The organism is Hoylesella pleuritidis, from assembly GCF_963541955.1.
GTDB lineage: Bacteria > Bacteroidota > Bacteroidia > Bacteroidales > Bacteroidaceae > Prevotella > Prevotella pleuritidis.
The window spans coordinates 1-16,168 of record NZ_CAUTUT010000006.1 but is presented as its reverse complement, the minus strand read 5'-3'; the positions used below and the strand labels follow the sequence as shown (position 1 = coordinate 16,168).

The 16,168-nt window shown below is 47.7% G+C and carries 15 protein-coding genes and 1 tRNA gene; 8 read left to right on the top strand and 8 right to left on the bottom strand.

Annotated elements, in window-relative coordinates; all coding sequences use genetic code 11:
- The first annotated feature begins 45 nt into the window (after positions 1 to 45).
- A complete protein-coding gene (locus RWY97_RS03570) occupies positions 46 to 543 on the top strand; it encodes a hypothetical protein (protein WP_315565562.1) in 498 nt (165 codons plus the stop codon).
- 9 nt (positions 544 to 552) lie between these two features.
- On the opposite strand, the gene RWY97_RS03565 is transcribed toward RWY97_RS03570, so the two are convergent.
- The 4 genes from RWY97_RS03565 to RWY97_RS03550 form a co-directional block, all read right to left on the bottom strand.
- Positions 553 to 1,788, bottom strand: a complete 1,236-nt coding sequence (locus RWY97_RS03565) for a THUMP-like domain-containing protein (protein WP_315565560.1) — start codon at positions 1,786 to 1,788, stop codon at positions 553 to 555.
- Positions 1,789 to 1,790: 2 nt separating this feature from the next.
- Positions 1,791 to 2,462, bottom strand: coding sequence for a M15 family metallopeptidase (locus RWY97_RS03560; protein WP_051305242.1), 672 nt, complete (start codon positions 2,460 to 2,462; stop codon positions 1,791 to 1,793).
- Between the two features lie 158 nt (positions 2,463 to 2,620).
- On the bottom strand, positions 2,621 to 2,761 hold the full coding sequence (locus tag RWY97_RS03555) for a hypothetical protein (RefSeq protein WP_314079213.1): 141 nt from the start codon (positions 2,759 to 2,761) through the stop codon (positions 2,621 to 2,623).
- Between the two features lie 215 nt (positions 2,762 to 2,976).
- On the bottom strand, positions 2,977 to 4,050 hold the full coding sequence (locus RWY97_RS03550) for an AAA family ATPase (RefSeq protein ID WP_315565558.1): 1,074 nt from the start codon (positions 4,048 to 4,050) through the stop codon (positions 2,977 to 2,979).
- 161 nt (positions 4,051 to 4,211) lie between these two features.
- Between RWY97_RS03550 and dgt the strand changes: the two genes are divergently transcribed.
- The 3 genes from dgt (at position 4,212) to RWY97_RS03535 (ending at position 7,863) form a co-directional block, all read left to right on the top strand.
- A complete protein-coding gene (gene dgt, locus RWY97_RS03545) occupies positions 4,212 to 5,549 on the top strand; it encodes a dGTP triphosphohydrolase (RefSeq protein WP_315565665.1) in 1,338 nt (445 codons plus the stop codon).
- Positions 5,550 to 5,779: 230 nt separating this feature from the next.
- A complete protein-coding gene (locus RWY97_RS03540) occupies positions 5,780 to 6,535 on the top strand; it encodes a helix-turn-helix domain-containing protein (protein ID WP_021583986.1) in 756 nt (251 codons plus the stop codon).
- 275 nt (positions 6,536 to 6,810) lie between these two features.
- The gene (locus tag RWY97_RS03535) at positions 6,811 to 7,863 is read left to right on the top strand and encodes a class I fructose-bisphosphate aldolase (RefSeq protein ID WP_315565557.1); all 1,053 of its coding nucleotides are present in this window, start codon (positions 6,811 to 6,813) and stop codon (positions 7,861 to 7,863) included.
- A gap of 119 nt (positions 7,864 to 7,982) precedes the next feature.
- Here the strand turns inward: RWY97_RS03535 and RWY97_RS03530 are convergent, their stop codons facing one another.
- From RWY97_RS03530 to RWY97_RS03520, 3 genes are read right to left on the bottom strand one after another with little or no spacing between them, the layout of a single operon-like run.
- Positions 7,983 to 10,121: a TonB-dependent receptor gene (locus RWY97_RS03530; protein WP_315565555.1), complete on the bottom strand. Its 2,139-nt coding sequence runs from the start codon at positions 10,119 to 10,121 to the stop codon at positions 7,983 to 7,985.
- 4 nt (positions 10,122 to 10,125) lie between these two features.
- Positions 10,126 to 10,785 carry an HmuY family protein gene (locus RWY97_RS03525; RefSeq protein ID WP_021583975.1) on the bottom strand — a complete coding sequence of 220 codons (660 nt, stop codon included), beginning with the start codon at positions 10,783 to 10,785 and terminating at the stop codon, positions 10,126 to 10,128.
- A 20-nt stretch (positions 10,786 to 10,805) separates the two neighbouring features.
- Entirely contained in the window at positions 10,806 to 11,720 is a 915-nt protein-coding gene (locus RWY97_RS03520; protein WP_024992379.1) for a calycin-like domain-containing protein, read from the bottom strand.
- A 1,113-nt stretch (positions 11,721 to 12,833) separates the two neighbouring features.
- Here RWY97_RS03520 and greA point away from each other — a divergent pair.
- Complete coding sequence (gene greA, locus RWY97_RS03515) at positions 12,834 to 13,301, top strand: transcription elongation factor GreA (RefSeq protein WP_021584001.1); 468 nt, start codon at positions 12,834 to 12,836, stop codon at positions 13,299 to 13,301.
- Positions 13,302 to 13,369: 68 nt separating this feature from the next.
- Complete coding sequence (locus RWY97_RS03510) at positions 13,370 to 13,765, top strand: HIT family protein (protein ID WP_315565554.1); 396 nt, start codon at positions 13,370 to 13,372, stop codon at positions 13,763 to 13,765.
- A 129-nt stretch (positions 13,766 to 13,894) separates the two neighbouring features.
- Here RWY97_RS03510 and RWY97_RS03505 read toward each other — a convergent pair whose 3' ends face one another.
- Complete coding sequence (locus RWY97_RS03505; RefSeq protein ID WP_315565552.1) at positions 13,895 to 14,980, bottom strand: mannose-1-phosphate guanylyltransferase; 1,086 nt, start codon at positions 14,978 to 14,980, stop codon at positions 13,895 to 13,897.
- A 226-nt stretch (positions 14,981 to 15,206) separates the two neighbouring features.
- On the opposite strand from RWY97_RS03505, the gene RWY97_RS03500 reads away from it, so the two are divergent.
- Together RWY97_RS03500 and RWY97_RS03495 are read left to right on the top strand one after the other, a co-directional pair.
- A tRNA-Leu gene (locus RWY97_RS03500) sits at positions 15,207 to 15,288 on the top strand.
- A 237-nt stretch (positions 15,289 to 15,525) separates the two neighbouring features.
- On the top strand, positions 15,526 to 16,168 hold a 643-nt coding region (locus tag RWY97_RS03495), incomplete at its 3' end, for a hypothetical protein (RefSeq protein WP_315565550.1).

The window sequence follows — 16,168 nt, the reverse complement described above, 5'->3', positions numbered from 1 at the left end:
TTTTGAGTAACTTCGCGGCACAAAATCATACGATAAACAAAAACAATGAAAAAACTATTCACCCTTGCCTTTGCGCTGGTCTTATCAATAACGGCAAGCGCAAAGCAAGAAGCAAATGTGTCAGGAGTGACATTCGGCATGGCCTATGCGCAGGCCGTACAACAAATTGAGGCCCAATTCGGTAAGCCGACCACCGCTACCGACGACCAACTGGTCTACGCCAACAAGAAGTATATGGGCATTCTGTTCCAGCAAGTGAGCTTCAAATTCGGACAAAGCAAGTCGGGCGACGTCGTGCTCAACGAAGCCCGATTCACAGTTTTATCGAAAGATAAAGGCAGCGCACAGCGTTTCACACAATCGATCGCCAAGAAAATGGAGACCAATTATCCCGACTTGTCGATGGATATCGAAGATGACGGTGCACCTTTTTATAAAGGCGGAAACTCGCCAGTAGACAACGGACGACTTTTCACCATCTACCAGTTCCGTCAGAACGGGAAATACGCATCGGTATTACGGTTCGGTCCTATCCGATTTTAAACTAATTCCCTACCCCGCCTTGCTGCAAACAAGCAACCAATGGCGGCCAACGGCATCGGTGGTAGCAAAGAGATAGACATCGCCACCGTCTTTCAGGCGAAGCCGGCGGTGCAGTTCGACAGCGGAAAGCGGGAAATTACGCACGGCGATATTGGCCTGGCTGATACCTGCAAGGGCTTTTTTGAGCATCTTTTTGTTCATCGAAGTCACAGCATCTACACGAAAACGGCGCCCTGGGAAGGCAGGAACGAGCTCTCCGGAGACGAACAAATGAGAGTCGTGCGCAACAGCTTCAACATTGAAAAGAGTGGAAAGCAAGCCGAAACAACCGGCTTTCATCACGGCGGAATGCGGCTCATAGAGATGCATTCCGCCGTGAAATTCTCCCCCGAAAAGTTGCAAGCAGCTACCGTTTGCGTCGTCTTCCGTATAAGAAAAAACGTTGCCGTCGTTCACACAGACCACCCGCAACACCTCGTCTTCGTGTTTTCGTCTCCGCGAAAGCACTAAAAGCAACTCCTTACACTCGTTTTTCACAGCCACGATATGCGCTTCGCTCACCGCGCACACCGTGCTTTCTAAGTCGGCAACAGCCTTATGCCAGTCGAGCATCGGCGACAGTTTCACCAATATATGAGCCGCTTTTTCAAGCAGTTCGGGCACCATTTTACTGATATCGGGCGTACAGTCGGCAATGGCAAAAGTCTTTCCGCCGTGGTCATTGCGCCGTGCCGGATCAATGAAAATCAGCCCCACAGGCTCTGTTTCACGCAGAAACACAATGCCGTCGGCACACACCACGCGTGCCTGCGACAGTCCGAGTAACCCGAAATTATGGCGGGCCACCTCACACAGATTCGCCTGTCGCTCCACATAAACGGCCTGTCGGAATCTGCGTGCAATAAAAGCAAAATCCACACCGAATCCGCCCGTGAGATCGACAAACGATTCGCCGCCCAGCCGTCGGGCCACATCAGCCTTGTAAACAGCCGTTTGTTCCGATGAACATTGCTCCATCGAGAGATGCGGCGGATAGACAATACCCTCTATGGCAGCCCACGACGGCAATTTGGTTCGTGCCGTCCGGCGCCCCGCAATCTGGTCGATCGCCCGCCGAATGTCCACGGCCGGCCAGCGTGTTGCCTGCAAAGCCAACAGTCGAACGTCATCATCGGCGTGCTGTCGAATGAAATCTAAGGTTGCGGGATCAAACATCTCGTGCTTCTCTACTCGTCTTTCGGCCATTCTCACTCAATTACCCGATAGTATTTCTTGGCCTGCGCACGCGTCCGGAAGTTGAAATGCCACCACTCGGTACGAAGCGGACGGAAGCCGGCAAACTGCATCACAGAGCGTAGGAGTTCGCGGTTGAGTTGTGCCTGACGACTGATTCGACGGGCGGCGACCAGTTCTGCCTCGCGATCGATATGCGAGAGCGGCGTCATCGCATCCACGCGGGTACCCATCGGAAGGCTGTCGCCGCGGAGATCACACAGCGTAATGTCCACGGCCAACCCGTAATTGTGGAGCCCGCCGCCGTGAGCGGGATTGCTTACATAGAAATCCTTCGGCGTGTTTTTCACCTTATCCCACATCCGTTGCTGTATCGTCATCGGCCGCGCGGCATCATACACTTTCAGACTCAGGTCGGGGCGCAATGCTTTCAGCCGTCGCTGGGCTTTGACCAACGCCTCGGCCGCCTGCGGATGCAGGTAAGCCTCACGCAGATCGCCATAGAGTACGCTGCCCGTAAAGTTGTCAGCACGGGCATACATCAGCGAAACAAAAATCGATTTATCCAACTTCCGCACATCGACAAGCCCCTGTTTCTCAAGCGACTCCGCCGTTTTCCCGCTCCGTTGCGCCGCTGCCCACAGTCCGAGCGCACACATCGCAAACAATAAAATAGTTTTTTTCATCACATCGTTTGGCATAAAAAGAACGGCAAGATGTTGCCGACCAATCCGTATCGTCATACTTTCTTACGCTTTACCGGCCCGAGAGGGCACGCAAGATTACACAAAAGTAGTCTTTTTGAGAATGAGAAACAAACCTCCCGGCATTGTTTTAAACAAGATTAACAAGGCGAAATGCGACGCACCAAGTCCCATAACTTCCGTATCAAATACAGCACCGACGATAAGAAAACGGCAATCAAACAAGGCAAAATATGAAGACTCTCTTGCCCACTCATCAGCTTGCCGGCACGTTGCTTCATCCAGAGCCGGGCAATATGCCGTCAATCGACCTGCATTGAGCCGTTAATCGCCAGGCAACCAACCATTACTTGTACGATGATTAACGGCTCGATGCAGGCCAGCTCTCACATCCCTGTAACAAACTGACTATCAGCATATTTACAAGAAAATCTTTTTATCTTACTCTTTTCGCATCTCCTCCTCTTTCGGAAGGGTCGAGGTAGACTTTCACACATCACATTTTGTCCTGAATCCAGCGGGCAAAAAACGGATCTTCGACGCCGTACCGCTCTCCTTTTACGATGAACCCACTGCGCATCATCCGTTTCAACGCGCTGAAAACAGTGCTTGCAGGCATCCCCGTTTCGACCGAAGTTAGGGGCGACGACGCATTGTGCGCCATCCATTTGAGAATCTTTTTATCAGTCTTGTTAAAGCTCTGCCACAGCCGCTCGTAGTCGATGTCGTGAATGATATTCGACAATCGGACAGCATTTTCGACGACATTGCCCGTCCGCTCACCCTGATTGAGCAGGTTCCAGACGTGAAAAGCCAACTTCTGCGTATAATAAGGGTGGCACGAAGTGAAGCGAATAATATTCTCAGCAACGGTCCTGACGTCGACACCTCCGAATGAATCGAGGCGCGTCTCGATGAAATCGGCAAAATCAGCAGCAGGTATTCGGCCGATGGTCATCACCGTTCCGAAATGATAAAAAGGCGAATGCTTGTGCTCAAAAATCTCTCGCATCATCCCCTCTTGGCTGCCTAATAACACGTAATTGATGTTATGCTGCATCTGCATAATGGCCCGCAGCGTGCAATCCAGCTTGCTCTCGATGGCGTTTACCTCCTGAAACTCATCGAAAACGACGATCAGCCGCCGCTCGTCGCTCACCTTTTCCATCAGCGCGAATGCATCTTCGAGCACGACGTTTTCATCGATTCGGGGCATAAACGACACGTCGACACTGTCGCCCACGGCACTCATCGAGATGGTGGGAACGAACCGGAAGCTGCGCATCAGGTGCCGCAGGCGCTCCATCGGATATAGTTTGAACAGCCGTTTGAGCAGAGCCGCGGCAAGATCTCGCGTGTCCGTCACGGTCTCGAAGTTTAAAAACAGTACCGGGCGAGCAGTTTCCTTGGCAGCTTTCAGCACCAAACTTGTCTTGCCAAACCGCCGCGGACTGATCAATACCAAATGATTCCGACTGTCTAAGACCTGCTTCACATAGACCAATTCTTGTGTCCGGTCGGTGAAATAATCACCATCGACCACTGTTCCGAATTTGAATGGATTCTCCATTTGCGAACTTTTTCGTTACGAATTATTTCGCAAAGATAGCGAATAAAATGTGAAATCGGATGTCTTCTGCCTAAAAACAGCAAATAAAAACGGGCAAACGGATGCGAATGGAATTATTTTCGTATATTTGCAAAAGCGTTATTCAAATGACAAAAAAGACGATGGAATGGAGCAAACTCATATCTAACAAACGATTAGGACAGGAATATCGACACGCCGAACGCCACGATGATCGGTCTGAATTCAAGCGCGACTATGATCGACTAATCTTCTCAGCGCCGTTCAGAAGGATGCAAAACAAGACGCAGGTGTTTCCTTTACCCGGCAGCGTGTTCGTTCACAACCGTCTGACTCACAGTTTAGAGGTGGCCTCTGTGGGTATGTCGCTGGGCAATGACGTTGCTTCCAAGCTGAAAGAACATCATCCCGGACTTGCAGGTACGCTTTTCGAGGAGATCGGAACGATTGTAAGCGCCGCGTGTTTAGCTCACGATATGGGCAATCCTCCGTTCGGACACAGCGGCGAAAAGGCTATACAAACGTTCTTTACAGAGGGAAACGGGCAATATCTCAAAGACAAATTGAGTGCCGATTTTTGGTCGGACATCACGCATTTCGAGGGAAATGCCAACGCGTTTCGTCTGCTGACACACCGGTTCAACGGTCGGCGAGAGGGTGGGTTCGTAATGACTTACTCCACATTGGCCGGCATTGTGAAATATCCGTTTGTGAGTAGCTTGGCAGGGCGACACAAGAAGTTCGGTTTTTTCACATCAGAGGCGCCCGTTTTTCAGAAAATTGCCGATGAAATGGGCATTTTTTGCAAGTCGGAACCAGGCGAACCGCTTCGCTATGCACGCCATCCACTGGTCTATTTGGTAGAGGCCGCCGATGACATCTGCTATGAAATAATGGACATTGAAGACTCGCATAAGCTGAGAATTCTATCGTTCGAGGAAACCGAAAGCCTGCTCTTGGGCTTCTTCGACGAGGAAATGCAGCACCAAATACGGCAGCGCATCATCGACGAAGGTGTTACCGACAACAACGAAAAGGTGGTTTATATGCGCGCCTGTGCCGTAGGCAAACTCGAAAACGAATGTGTCGATGCTTTCGTCGATAACGAGTCGGCCATCCTCTCAGGCACGTTCGAGGGCTGTCTTATCGACCATATCCGCCCGCATCAACGCGAGGCATATCGCAGTTGCACGCAGAAGTCTTACGGGAAAATCTATCACAGCAAGCCCGTTTTAGACGTAGAGCTGAGCGGTTACAAGATAATGGAGACGCTGATGGAGACGTTTATCGGGGCAGCCGTTACCCCCGATCGATTCTATTCACAGCAACTAATCCGCCGGTTCAGCAGCCAATACGACATCAACAGCCCCGATCTGGAAACCCGCATTATGTCGGTCATCGACTATATCAGCGGTATGACCGATGTATATGCACTCGACATATACCAGAAAATCAACGGAATCTCGTTGCCGATCGTGTAAAAAGGTCTGCGCGTTCTGCTTCCTTCGCTCGTCGGTTCTTAGTGAACACCCGCAAAAACAGTTCCGAGCACAGCCTTAAAAGCAGACAAACGCACACCTCACAACCACCGACTCATCAACTTAAAACTAAAACACTTCATATCACTCTAAACTCCTCACAACTAAATTACTCACTCTTTACTACACAATTACTCACTTCTTACTCCAAAACTCCTTACTCCTCCAACACAATGAAACCACAAATATCTGTCGCAATCTTTCTATTTTTCGCCATTTCATCGGTCTTTTCCAGCCTCGAATGCTATCGGAAGGCAGAGCGGCGAATCGTAAATGATCTCAACCGGGCACTCACTTTAACCGTGCAGGAACACCCGAACGAAGAGCTGACACCCGATACGCTCCGCACATATCGACGCCATCTGACCATCAATCAGCTGAAAAGTCGCGCCTCATTGGCCTATTGTCTGTACGGCGAAAACAGCGACACGACGTGCAGCAAAACGCTGTCGATGTCCAATTCGGCCCATTTCATCGGTCTGCGAGCCTATGCCAACTGCTCCACAGCCACCATTTTCAGCATCTCCGACCAGCGTCTGCCACTCGTTTTGCTGCTGCTGACCGTCTTCTGGGCCGCTTTCGCAACACTATATGAGAAAAAACGCCGAGTCGAAGTCTGCAATCCACTGTCTTTTTACGGCGAACTCACCTATTCGACAACGGCTTCCGCATTCTTCAACAAGCATCACGAGTTGGTGCATCTCACCCCAATGCAGACACAACTGATGCAAATGTTCCTTCGTGCCGACGGTCATCGCCTCTCCCGAACAGCAATCTGCACAGCGCTATGGCCTAAGAAAGACAACCCCGGCGAAACTCTTCACACTCTCATCCGACGACTTAAAACAACCTTAGAATCTGCTTGTCGCCTGAAAATAGAAGTAGAACGGGGACAAGCCTACCAAGTAACGGTTGACAAAAGACAGTAGACGAGACAGAGCCTCACCCCACCCCCTCTCCCTTAGGAGGTGGAAGCAAAAAGCATTCGTATATATTTGATTATCAGATATATATAAAACAGATCACGATTAACTACTAATTGTGGCGTGAAAAGACATTAAACGGAAGGTAAAGTAGTCTACTCTTGCCTACTATACACAAAAAAAATACCTACAAGCAGGTATTGACGGATTGCCGTTTTTATGCTACTTTTGCCCCTGTTATCCCATATCGGGATGATACGACATATAAAATCATTAAGCAAATGAGTAAGATTACAGATTTGTTAGGCAAGGAAGCGGAATACTATCTGCGCCACGAGTGCAAGACAATAGACAAGAGTCTGCTGTATCTTCCGGGTAAAGACATCATCGAAAGGGTGTGGTTGGACTCTGATCGCAACATTCGCACCATCGAGAGTCTGCAACAATTGTACGGGCACGGACGGCTGGCCCATACGGGATATGTCTCCATTCTTCCCGTAGATCAGGGCATCGAGCACTCTGCCGGAGCCTCTTTCGCCCCCAATCCGCTTTATTTCGACCCAGAGAATATCGTCAAGTTGGCTATCGAAGGGGGCTGTAACGCTGTGGCTTCTACGTTCGGTGTGCTGAGCGCCGTGGCCCGTAAGTATGCCCACAAGATACCTTTTGTGGTGAAACTCAATCACAACGAACTTCTCACTTACCCTAATTCCTATGATCAAGTGATGTTCGGCACGGTGAAAGAAGCGTGGAATCTGGGTGCCGTTGCTGTCGGAGCGACCATCTATTTCGGGTCAGAAGAAAGTCGGCGGCAACTCATTGAGGTAGCCGAAGCATTCGAGTACGCCCACGAGTTGGGTATGGCAACCATCCTATGGTGCTATCTTCGCAACAACGCTTTTAAGAAAGACGGCGTCGATTATCATAGTTCTGCCGACCTGACAGGCCAAGCTAATCATCTCGGTGTAACCATTAAGGCCGACATTGTGAAACAAAAGCTGCCCTCAAACAATGGCGGTTTCAAAGCCATCGGCTTCGGACGGACCAGCGAAAAGGTGTATACCGAACTCACGACAGACCATCCTATCGACCTGTGTCGCTATCAAGTGGCCAACGGTTATATGGGACGCGTGGGCCTGATCAATTCCGGTGGCGAGTCGCACGGTGCTTCCGACTTGAAGGATGCAGTCGTAACGGCTATTGTTAACAAGCGAGCCGGCGGAATGGGACTCATCAGTGGGCGCAAGGCTTTCCAAAAACCGATGGCCGAAGGCATTGAGTTGCTCAACGCTGTGCAGGATGTTTACTTAGACAAAGAGGTGACTATCGCTTAGATTCGATTGTTGATCGGTTTGTCGAAAATTGTTTTTCAATGAATAAAGGTTTACGACTACGGGGCTGTCCCTGTGCCGTAAACCTTTTATTTTATAATGACTAACAGTGATTTTTACCTTTAAAACAGTTTCGCAAGACGTTCTAACGCTACACCGACAGTGGCTGTCAGCGTAGTGCCTGTGGTAAGAGGCGAGTTGTATTGATAGCGAGCGGGCCGATAATTAAACAGATTATCTATGCCCAATGTAATGTCGACGGCGTTGTAAAAGCGCTGACGCAGGATGAGTTTCCACAGCGAATAGGCTGGCGATGAGGCCGGAACGTACGTTGCATAATCGCGAGCCAGTGTGTGGTAATGGTTAACGGAAAGGTAACGACCGTTGAGTACGATGTCGAATGCATAGTTTCGGAACGTGCGTCGATAATCGATTTGTGCGGTAAACGTATGCGGTCGCGAGTCGGAAGTATTGAGTCGGCCGCCGCGCGGGAACTCGTGGAAATACGCATAAGACACTTTCGCCCCGACACCGCAGGCATATCGCGCAATGACCGACAGGTCAATGCCGGCCAAGTCGGTACCTTCGATATTGCGATAGACCATTGCCCCGCGCCCATTGTCTCTTGTTTGATCCCAAAGTGTGGTGATTTCGTTGTTGAGTATATTGTAATAGCCCGTCAAAGTGAAGCAATAGTGGCGGTGAACGTACTCTCCCGAGGCAGAAAAACTATGACTTGTCTCGGCTTTCAGGTCTTTATTGCCGTATATTTTGAAGATATTCGCCATATTGAAGTCGGTATATCGCTCTTTGAGCGACGGTGCACGGAACCCTCGCGAGTAAGAACCGCGCAGCTTCAAACGCCCTAATGCCAGCATCGTTGCAAGTTTCGGCGTGAGCTGCCAACCGTAACCCGAGAAGTAATCACCGCGCAATCCACCTACAACAGTCCACCGCTTGTCGATTGTCCAGTCGGCTTGTGCAAAGAGATCGGCCGTTACTTGGCTGTGAGAACCGTCTTCCGAGAACTGATAAGACTTGAGATAGTTGTCTGAAAGGTCGCCGCCGAGGGTGAGCGCAAGGCTCTTTTGGAATGTATGCGTGAATAAAGCGCGCAGCGAATGCAGCACATTCTTATAGTCGAGAATATCTTTTCGGGGTCCGATGTAATAGTCGCTCTTGTCGTATCGGTCGAAGTTGTAACTCAGGTCAAGCACATTTGCATCGTCGAAACGGGCTGCCAAGCGTGCACTCCCACTGAAATCGCGGGCCCGGTCACGGCTATCTACTGACGAGTTGCGCTCGTGAAAGTAATAACCGGCCTTTCCCGTAAGGGCGAATCGGTCAGAAATGCGGAACGAGAGCTTATCTTTGAAGTTCCATTGACGGTTACCGTACACTCGGGTGCTGTCTTTTCCGCCTTTATCAAAGGCAAAGTAAGAGCCCAATCGGTCTGTTTGTACGTTGAAAAGATTCGTTACCCGACCTCTGTGCAAGCCCAATTCACTACCGTGTCGCTGTTTGCCGTGCCTGCTGCCGACGTGCGAATTCAAATGAAGTGTAAACGGTTCGGCGGCCGATTTGGTGATGATGTTAACCACAGCACCCACTGCATTCGACCCGTATAATGCCGAAGCGGCCCCTTTGACGATTTCAATACGCTCGATGTTATCCGTATTCAGTCGCCGAAAATCAATGTTATCGAGTGTCTCTCCGGCCAAACGCTCGCCATCAATGAGGAATAACAGCGACTGACCACCAAGTCCTTGCATCGTCAGAACATCCTGTCCGTCCATCGCTTTGGTGTATTCCAATCCGGGAAGTTCGGCTTCTAAGACATCGCGAATATTGGTAGCATCGAGCTTTTGAATGTCATTGGCTGTGATAACACGCGTTACCACGGGCGTGTTGGCCAATGTCTTGGGTGTTAAAGTGCCCGTAACGGTTACCGTACTCAGGCTGATCAGATCTTCTTTCAGGTAGATTCTGACCTTGGTTTCGCCGGCGGCCGTTACTTCGATCGTAGTTTTCTGATAGCCCAACAGCATTGCCGTGAGTCGGTAACGACCATCGGCGAGCGCCAATGAGAAGCATCCGTCTTTGTCGGTCTGTGTTATCTGGCTTCGCCCTTCTACTGAAATGTAAGCGAACGACACCGGTTTCTCACCATCGGTCACCACGACACCGCGGATAACAGCAGCTCGCACACTCGCAGACAACAGTATTGCGAGCATTACAAACGATAGCAACCTTTTGCTCATAACATTAATTTTTGAATGTCAACGGATAGACATACTTCAACGAAATATATCCCTTGGCGTTATATTTATTGGGATTTGCATAGCCCGTAAAGCGTATGGCAGCCATCGTTCCGTCACCGGTCAGCAAGAGATAGACCTTGTTCGAGGGCGTATAAACAGGCGGCATCGTGCGCATATCGACATTCAACCAGCGACCGAGAACGGTGTTTTTGAGCGTTTTGGCATACGTAAGATAGCCTTGCATCATTGTAGACACATCCACGATAATGCTGTCGGCCTCATCGGGCGTAAACCGATCGTTACTCGGACGGGCGAAAGTACCAGTCTCAGCGGCCGCTTTCAGTGCATCCAGATCAGTATATTCAGTCTCGAAAACACGGCCGCCGTTAGTCTTGCAGTCGTACCTGTGCAGGGCCAATTGCCATTGGGCGGGTATCGACTGGGTGTCGGTGTAGGGCAGCGTAACCTGCTTTCCTGTCTTCAAGTCTAAGTAAATCCAATGGATATAATCCGTTGCATCTATATAAGAATAGGTGTTCGGCTGGTCCGTACCGGGTCTTACAACATCCGACGGGTCGTCGTAAATGCTGTCGCACGACTGCAATGACAGTGCAGTCGTGCCCAACAGCATTAGTATCAACAGGTTGTATACAATCTGTTTCATTTCTTTTCGTTGCCCAGTATTTATTTTCCGGCAAAGAAATCAGCTATTGCTTTCTTGGCTGCCAGCTCCTCGGCAGCTTTCGTTTTGGGTGCAGTGCCGTTTTTGAGCGTTACCGTTGTGCCGCCCATTACAGCCGGCATCGTAAACGAGAGGCCGTAGGTCTTACCGTCTTTACTGATCTTTCCCTGGAAGATACATTCATAATCTTTCGGCGTCTGGCCGCCCATTCCCATCTTGATGGTGCCTTTTCCGTCTAAGATATATTGTTCTCCCGAGGCCGAAACGGTTACACCAGTGAGCGAAGCAGTGCCCCACGTGCTCGACTTGAAGTTCACGGTGACGCTCTTAGCATCTTCACTCGCAGCAACAGTAACGGTTTGGTCTTTGTCTATCTTGTTTTGGAAAAACTTACTCGATGCTGTCGTATAGCCTTTATAGCTGTTGGCAACGAGCAAAGTGAGCGGAGCTCGCCCCTGTGCAAAGCTGATTTTGGTACCGCCCATCACATCTTTGAGTGTGAAAATGAGGTTGAATATCTTCTTATCTTTGCTAATTTCGCCCGTCAGTGCACAGTCATACTCGGTCGCTTTGCCACCTTTGCGTCCTTCAATAGTCGACTTTCCGAGTCCCACTAAATGATATTTACCATTCGCCGTAGTCACCGTCGCACTGTTGAAGATGCTTGTTCCCCACGCGCCTTTTGATGTATAAGCCACTTTGACGGTACCGTCGGAATTGTTACTGATCTGCACCGCCTCACCGTCTAAGCCCATTCCGGTGGGCATATCGGGGAAAGTCACTTTCGACCAGCCTTGATACGTTCCGGCAATGGATTCATTTGAAGGTGTGTCATTGTTGTCATCGCTGCACGCCACAATAGCTAATGCGGCGAAAAATAATGCGATTGAATTTCTGAAAACAGTCGATTTTTTCATTGTGATATATTTAGTTAATATGATAATTGTGTCGGATGCAAAGGTAAACAGTTGCCGTCAATGCTGCAATACTCAAAAATAATGATTTGATAGAATGATTATCCATTTACTTTCGTCTCTCTTTTATCTATCGAGGAAGCAGGAGAGGATGAACCGGGGGGACCGTATCTGATTGCTCATTAATTATTAATAATTCTTTAATTGATATTCAAACAGAAGGTCACTCCTTTTCTTTTTATAGGGGCAAATCGGCATATCCGCACTTACAATAGCCTACAAACGTTCGTCCCTCATATCTCATCCTTCATCCGTTTTATTTCAGATAGGAGGATAAAAGCGCATAAATAAAGGGCAAGCAGACACTCGATATCCTCTTGTTGGCTCTGCTTGCGTCACGAGTGCGTTCAAATTTACCTCGCAAGAGACACCTGATGTCCCCTTGTGGAGACCACTCGGCGTATCGGCCTGCAAGGAGATACAAGCCCATTACGACTCAAATAGGAAAACAATAGAGCAAAAATTCAATAGAACTTGTATCTCATTGAAAATCAGGTGCATATAAATCAGATCGCAATTAACGGTTAATCATACGATGAAAAGCCGTTAAATGCAGGGTGTTTAACGGTTTTTCGCCGAGTGAGCGACCGTTAATCGCAAGAAAGATTATATCTAACTGATATTCAATTATATACAGAGGAGTCTATCTCCTCTTTACTTTCAGAAAGAGATAAAGATGAAGCAGATTCGATAAGGACATAAAAAAAGGGGCTCCGCTGAGTCCCAAACCTTGTTAACCTTAAATCTAATACTATGAAAAACACGATGCAAAGGTAAGCGGTTTAGAGCAAATCGCCAAATGTTTGCGCAAACAATATTATTTCTACTGCATTTTATTGACTTATATCAATTCGAGAATTGTAAAAGATTTATAATGAAAGCGTTTTTCTTTCCGAAATCTTTTGTACTTCCGGAAAGAATGATTACCTTTGCAACAGAAAGTTAAACCATGGTAATATAATAGGTCTGCGGAATTCCGGCAACTGCAAATTGTCGGAATTCTTTATTTTATTGTATCCGCAGAAAGACATTGAACAAATATAAATAATAACGATTATGGCTTATATGTCACAAGAAGGCTATGATAAACTCGTAGCTGAACTGAAACAACTTGAATCGATCGAGCGCCCGAAAGCATCGGCCGCCATCGCCGAAGCACGTGATAAGGGAGACCTGAGTGAGAACTCTGAGTATGACGCAGCTAAGGAAGCACAGGCGCATTTGGAAGATAAGATCAACAAATTGAAGGTCGCTATCAATGAGGCTAAGATTGTAGACACGTCGCGTTTGAGTGCAGACACCGTACAGATTCTGTCGAAAGTGGAGATGACCAACTTGGAGAACAAGGCGAAAATGACGTACACCATCGTCAGCGAGAGCGAAGCCAACCTCAAAGAAGGCAAAATCGCCATCACCACTCCTATTGCTCAGGGACTTCTGAACAAACGAGTGGGCGACGAAGTGGAAATTAAGATTCCGCGCGGTACCATCAAGTTGCGGATCGATAATATCAGTATAGAATAATGGTTTGCATCTGTCGGCATCCTCACAGGAGGGTACCGACAGGGCATTTCACGTAAAACAGATTCGAGATGGACATCTTTTCTAAAATTGCTGTAGGTGAAATCCCCAGCTACAAGTGCGCTGAAAACAATAAATTTTATGCCTTTCTTGACATCAATCCGCTGGCAAAGGGGCACACGTTGGTTATTCCGCGCCGTGAAGTTGACTATATCTTCGATATGGAAGACGACGAACTTGCTGAGTTCGAAGTATTTGCCAAACAGGTAGCACAGGCCATTCGGCGGGCTTTCCCGTGCCGAAAAGTGGCGCAGGTGGTGCTCGGTTTGGAAGTGGCTCACGCTCATATTCACCTGATTCCTATCGACTCAGAGGCCGATGTGGACTTCCACAAAACCAAGTTGAAACTTTCCGAGGCTGAATTTCAGGAGATTTCGGCCAAAATCCGAAGTGAATTCGGGAAATAACAGCATAACGGACAGCATCTTTTCAGATACTGTCCGTTATTTCTTATACCTTATTATATTAGAGGATCTGTAAATAATCGGTCACCTCTCATCCTTCATCATTCATCTCTCATAACTTATCATCCACCTCTACACATACGCATCGCCCCGCTTCATTTGTACTTCGCTCACATATTTGCGTACCAATGCCGATGAATCTCCTTTCTTGCAGATGAACAACACATTGTCTTTCTCGGCCACGATATAGCCGTCGAGCCCGCTGATAACCCCTAACTTACCCTCTGAGAGCTTGATAACGTTGTTGTGACTGTCCTCTAACAAAACATCGCTGTTGATGATAACATTGTCATCTTCACTCTTACGCATCGCCTCATAAATGCTGTGCCACGTGCCGATATCGGCCCACCCAAAGTCGCACTTCATTACATATACAGCTTCAGACTTCTCTAAAATGCCATAATCTATGGACAGATTGGGATACAAAGAGAAATGTTCCTTAATAAAAGCATTCTCTTCTTCGATCGTATGATCAGGGTTTTCAGCCTCTAAATCACGCAAAACGGAGGGCAGCAACTCGCAAAACGTGGTTTTCAGAAACCGTACATTGGAAAGGAACAGCCCCGTATTCCAATAAAACTCGCCGCTCTCCATAAACAGACGAGCAAACTCTCGCTCGGGCTTTTCGGTGAAAGACTGTACCTGATAAAGGTCTCCGCCTACCTGCTTACCGATTTGTATATATCCGTATCCGGGCTCGGGACGAGTTGGTTTAACGCCCATCGTCAGCAGGCAATTGTTCGCTTGCACGAAAACGAATCCCTCATTAACATTCTGTTTGAATGCTTCCTCATCTAAAATCAGTTGGTCCGAAGGCGTAACAATGATATCAGCATCAGGGCATCGACGTGAGATTCGGTGGCAAGCCCACGCCATACTGGGTGCCGTATTGCGATGAACGGGCTCCGCCAACAGGTTTTCCACATTCAGGTCGGGCAATTGCTCACGCACCAGATGCACATAATCTTTATTCGTATTGACATAGATGTGATCACGTGGCACGATTCCGGCAAATCTGTCGAACGTCTGTTGCAATAACGTCCTGCCCGTTCCGAAGAAGTCGACGAACTGTTTCGGGCACACTTCTCGGCTGCAAGGCCACAGTCGCATTCCTTTTCCTCCTGCCAGAATCACGCAAAAGTGGTTATTTTCACTCATACTTTCATACAAGATTTAAAATTCGTGACTAAGTTAGACAATTAAAACGATACGTCCAAACTTTTCTCTGTGTTTGTTGATCTTATCCCTCAAATATGATGAGTCATTCCCCATCACCGTTTGTATACTATTGATTCTCCCTTCTTATAATTATAATTCCCTTGAAACTTTTCTGTTGAAAAGTTTGTCATATCAGAAAAAACGCGTATCTTTGCACCCAAAATAGGCCCAGATGGCGGAATCGGTAGACGCGCTGGTCTCAAACACCAGTGGAGCAATCCGTGCCGGTTCGACCCCGGCTCTGGGTACAACAAATCCCTTGCAAGTCTTTGATTTACAAGGGATTTTTCTTTTTCAGCATGTACTAAAAGTGTACTATATAACAATACAATGAGAAAGGTGTACTTTTATAGTTTCTCACCACTCAGATTTATATTTAATTAACGACAGCTTTTCCCTTTTATTCTGTTTATTTCCCTTTCTTGGCTTTTTCTCCAATGAATGCCCTATCTTTGTAAATAGTACCCACCATAGAAAATTGCAAAATGGAAAATGACAATCTAAAGATACAGCTTGGCAGTATTCAACGAATATTAAGCTATTGCATTACTCAGACCTACAATGTGCTCATTGGAAATATTCTGAGGAAGAAGAGTTGCATCAACAATATACAGTTCAAAGAGACTTTGCAAAAAGAATATATCCGGATAACCGATGAACTATCTTCCATTTATCTGTATCATCCTGCTCTTGCATGTGTAGAGGAATATTACAACGATGATGACTTTTTGTGGGAAAGCACTTTCTTTGAATCACTGACCAAAGAACAAAAACAGAAATATACCTCTTTCTCTGTTTCTTCATTTGAATATGCGAAGTACATTGAGGCACATACCTACTATAATGATGCCCTGCCGATGTTCTCTCACCTTGTCGATGCTATTTTGTATGAACGCTACGCAAAATATCTTATGGCAGAAATAGAACGAAATGAATTGACAGAGGTACAAACCGTTCAGCCTCGCTCTTCAATTTTGGTAAACGATGAACCATGTGGGCAGAAAAAGAAACCTATCATTCTTGGCAAAGAAACAAATCCATTTCTATCTGATTTTACAGATGAGCAAATTGATATTCTTACCGCTTGCATCAACGAAATTCAATTATTCACTACTTGCATATCTCCTA

What these genes read in the sequence shown, in the direction of transcription:
- greA (WP_021584001.1), top strand. Translation starts at nt 12,834, where the DNA reads ATGGCTTATATGTCACAAGAAGGCTATGATAAACTCGTAGCTGAACTG.
- RWY97_RS03510 (WP_315565554.1), top strand. Translation starts at nt 13,370, where the DNA reads ATGGACATCTTTTCTAAAATTGCTGTAGGTGAAATCCCCAGCTACAAG.
- RWY97_RS03530 (WP_315565555.1), bottom strand. Translation starts at nt 10,121, where the DNA reads ATGAGCAAAAGGTTGCTATCGTTTGTAATGCTCGCAATACTGTTGTCT.
- RWY97_RS03550 (WP_315565558.1), bottom strand. Translation starts at nt 4,050, where the DNA reads ATGGAGAATCCATTCAAATTCGGAACAGTGGTCGATGGTGATTATTTC.
- RWY97_RS03565 (WP_315565560.1), bottom strand. Translation starts at nt 1,788, where the DNA reads ATGGCCGAAAGACGAGTAGAGAAGCACGAGATGTTTGATCCCGCAACC.
- RWY97_RS03505 (WP_315565552.1), bottom strand. Translation starts at nt 14,980, where the DNA reads ATGAGTGAAAATAACCACTTTTGCGTGATTCTGGCAGGAGGAAAAGGA.
- RWY97_RS03555 (WP_314079213.1), bottom strand. Translation starts at nt 2,761, where the DNA reads ATGAAGCAACGTGCCGGCAAGCTGATGAGTGGGCAAGAGAGTCTTCAT.
- RWY97_RS03570 (WP_315565562.1), top strand. Translation starts at nt 46, where the DNA reads ATGAAAAAACTATTCACCCTTGCCTTTGCGCTGGTCTTATCAATAACG.
- dgt (WP_315565665.1), top strand. Translation starts at nt 4,212, where the DNA reads ATGGAATGGAGCAAACTCATATCTAACAAACGATTAGGACAGGAATAT.
- RWY97_RS03525 (WP_021583975.1), bottom strand. Translation starts at nt 10,785, where the DNA reads ATGAAACAGATTGTATACAACCTGTTGATACTAATGCTGTTGGGCACG.
- RWY97_RS03520 (WP_024992379.1), bottom strand. Translation starts at nt 11,720, where the DNA reads ATGAAAAAATCGACTGTTTTCAGAAATTCAATCGCATTATTTTTCGCC.
- RWY97_RS03535 (WP_315565557.1), top strand. Translation starts at nt 6,811, where the DNA reads ATGAGTAAGATTACAGATTTGTTAGGCAAGGAAGCGGAATACTATCTG.
- RWY97_RS03540 (WP_021583986.1), top strand. Translation starts at nt 5,780, where the DNA reads ATGAAACCACAAATATCTGTCGCAATCTTTCTATTTTTCGCCATTTCA.
- RWY97_RS03560 (WP_051305242.1), bottom strand. Translation starts at nt 2,462, where the DNA reads ATGAAAAAAACTATTTTATTGTTTGCGATGTGTGCGCTCGGACTGTGG.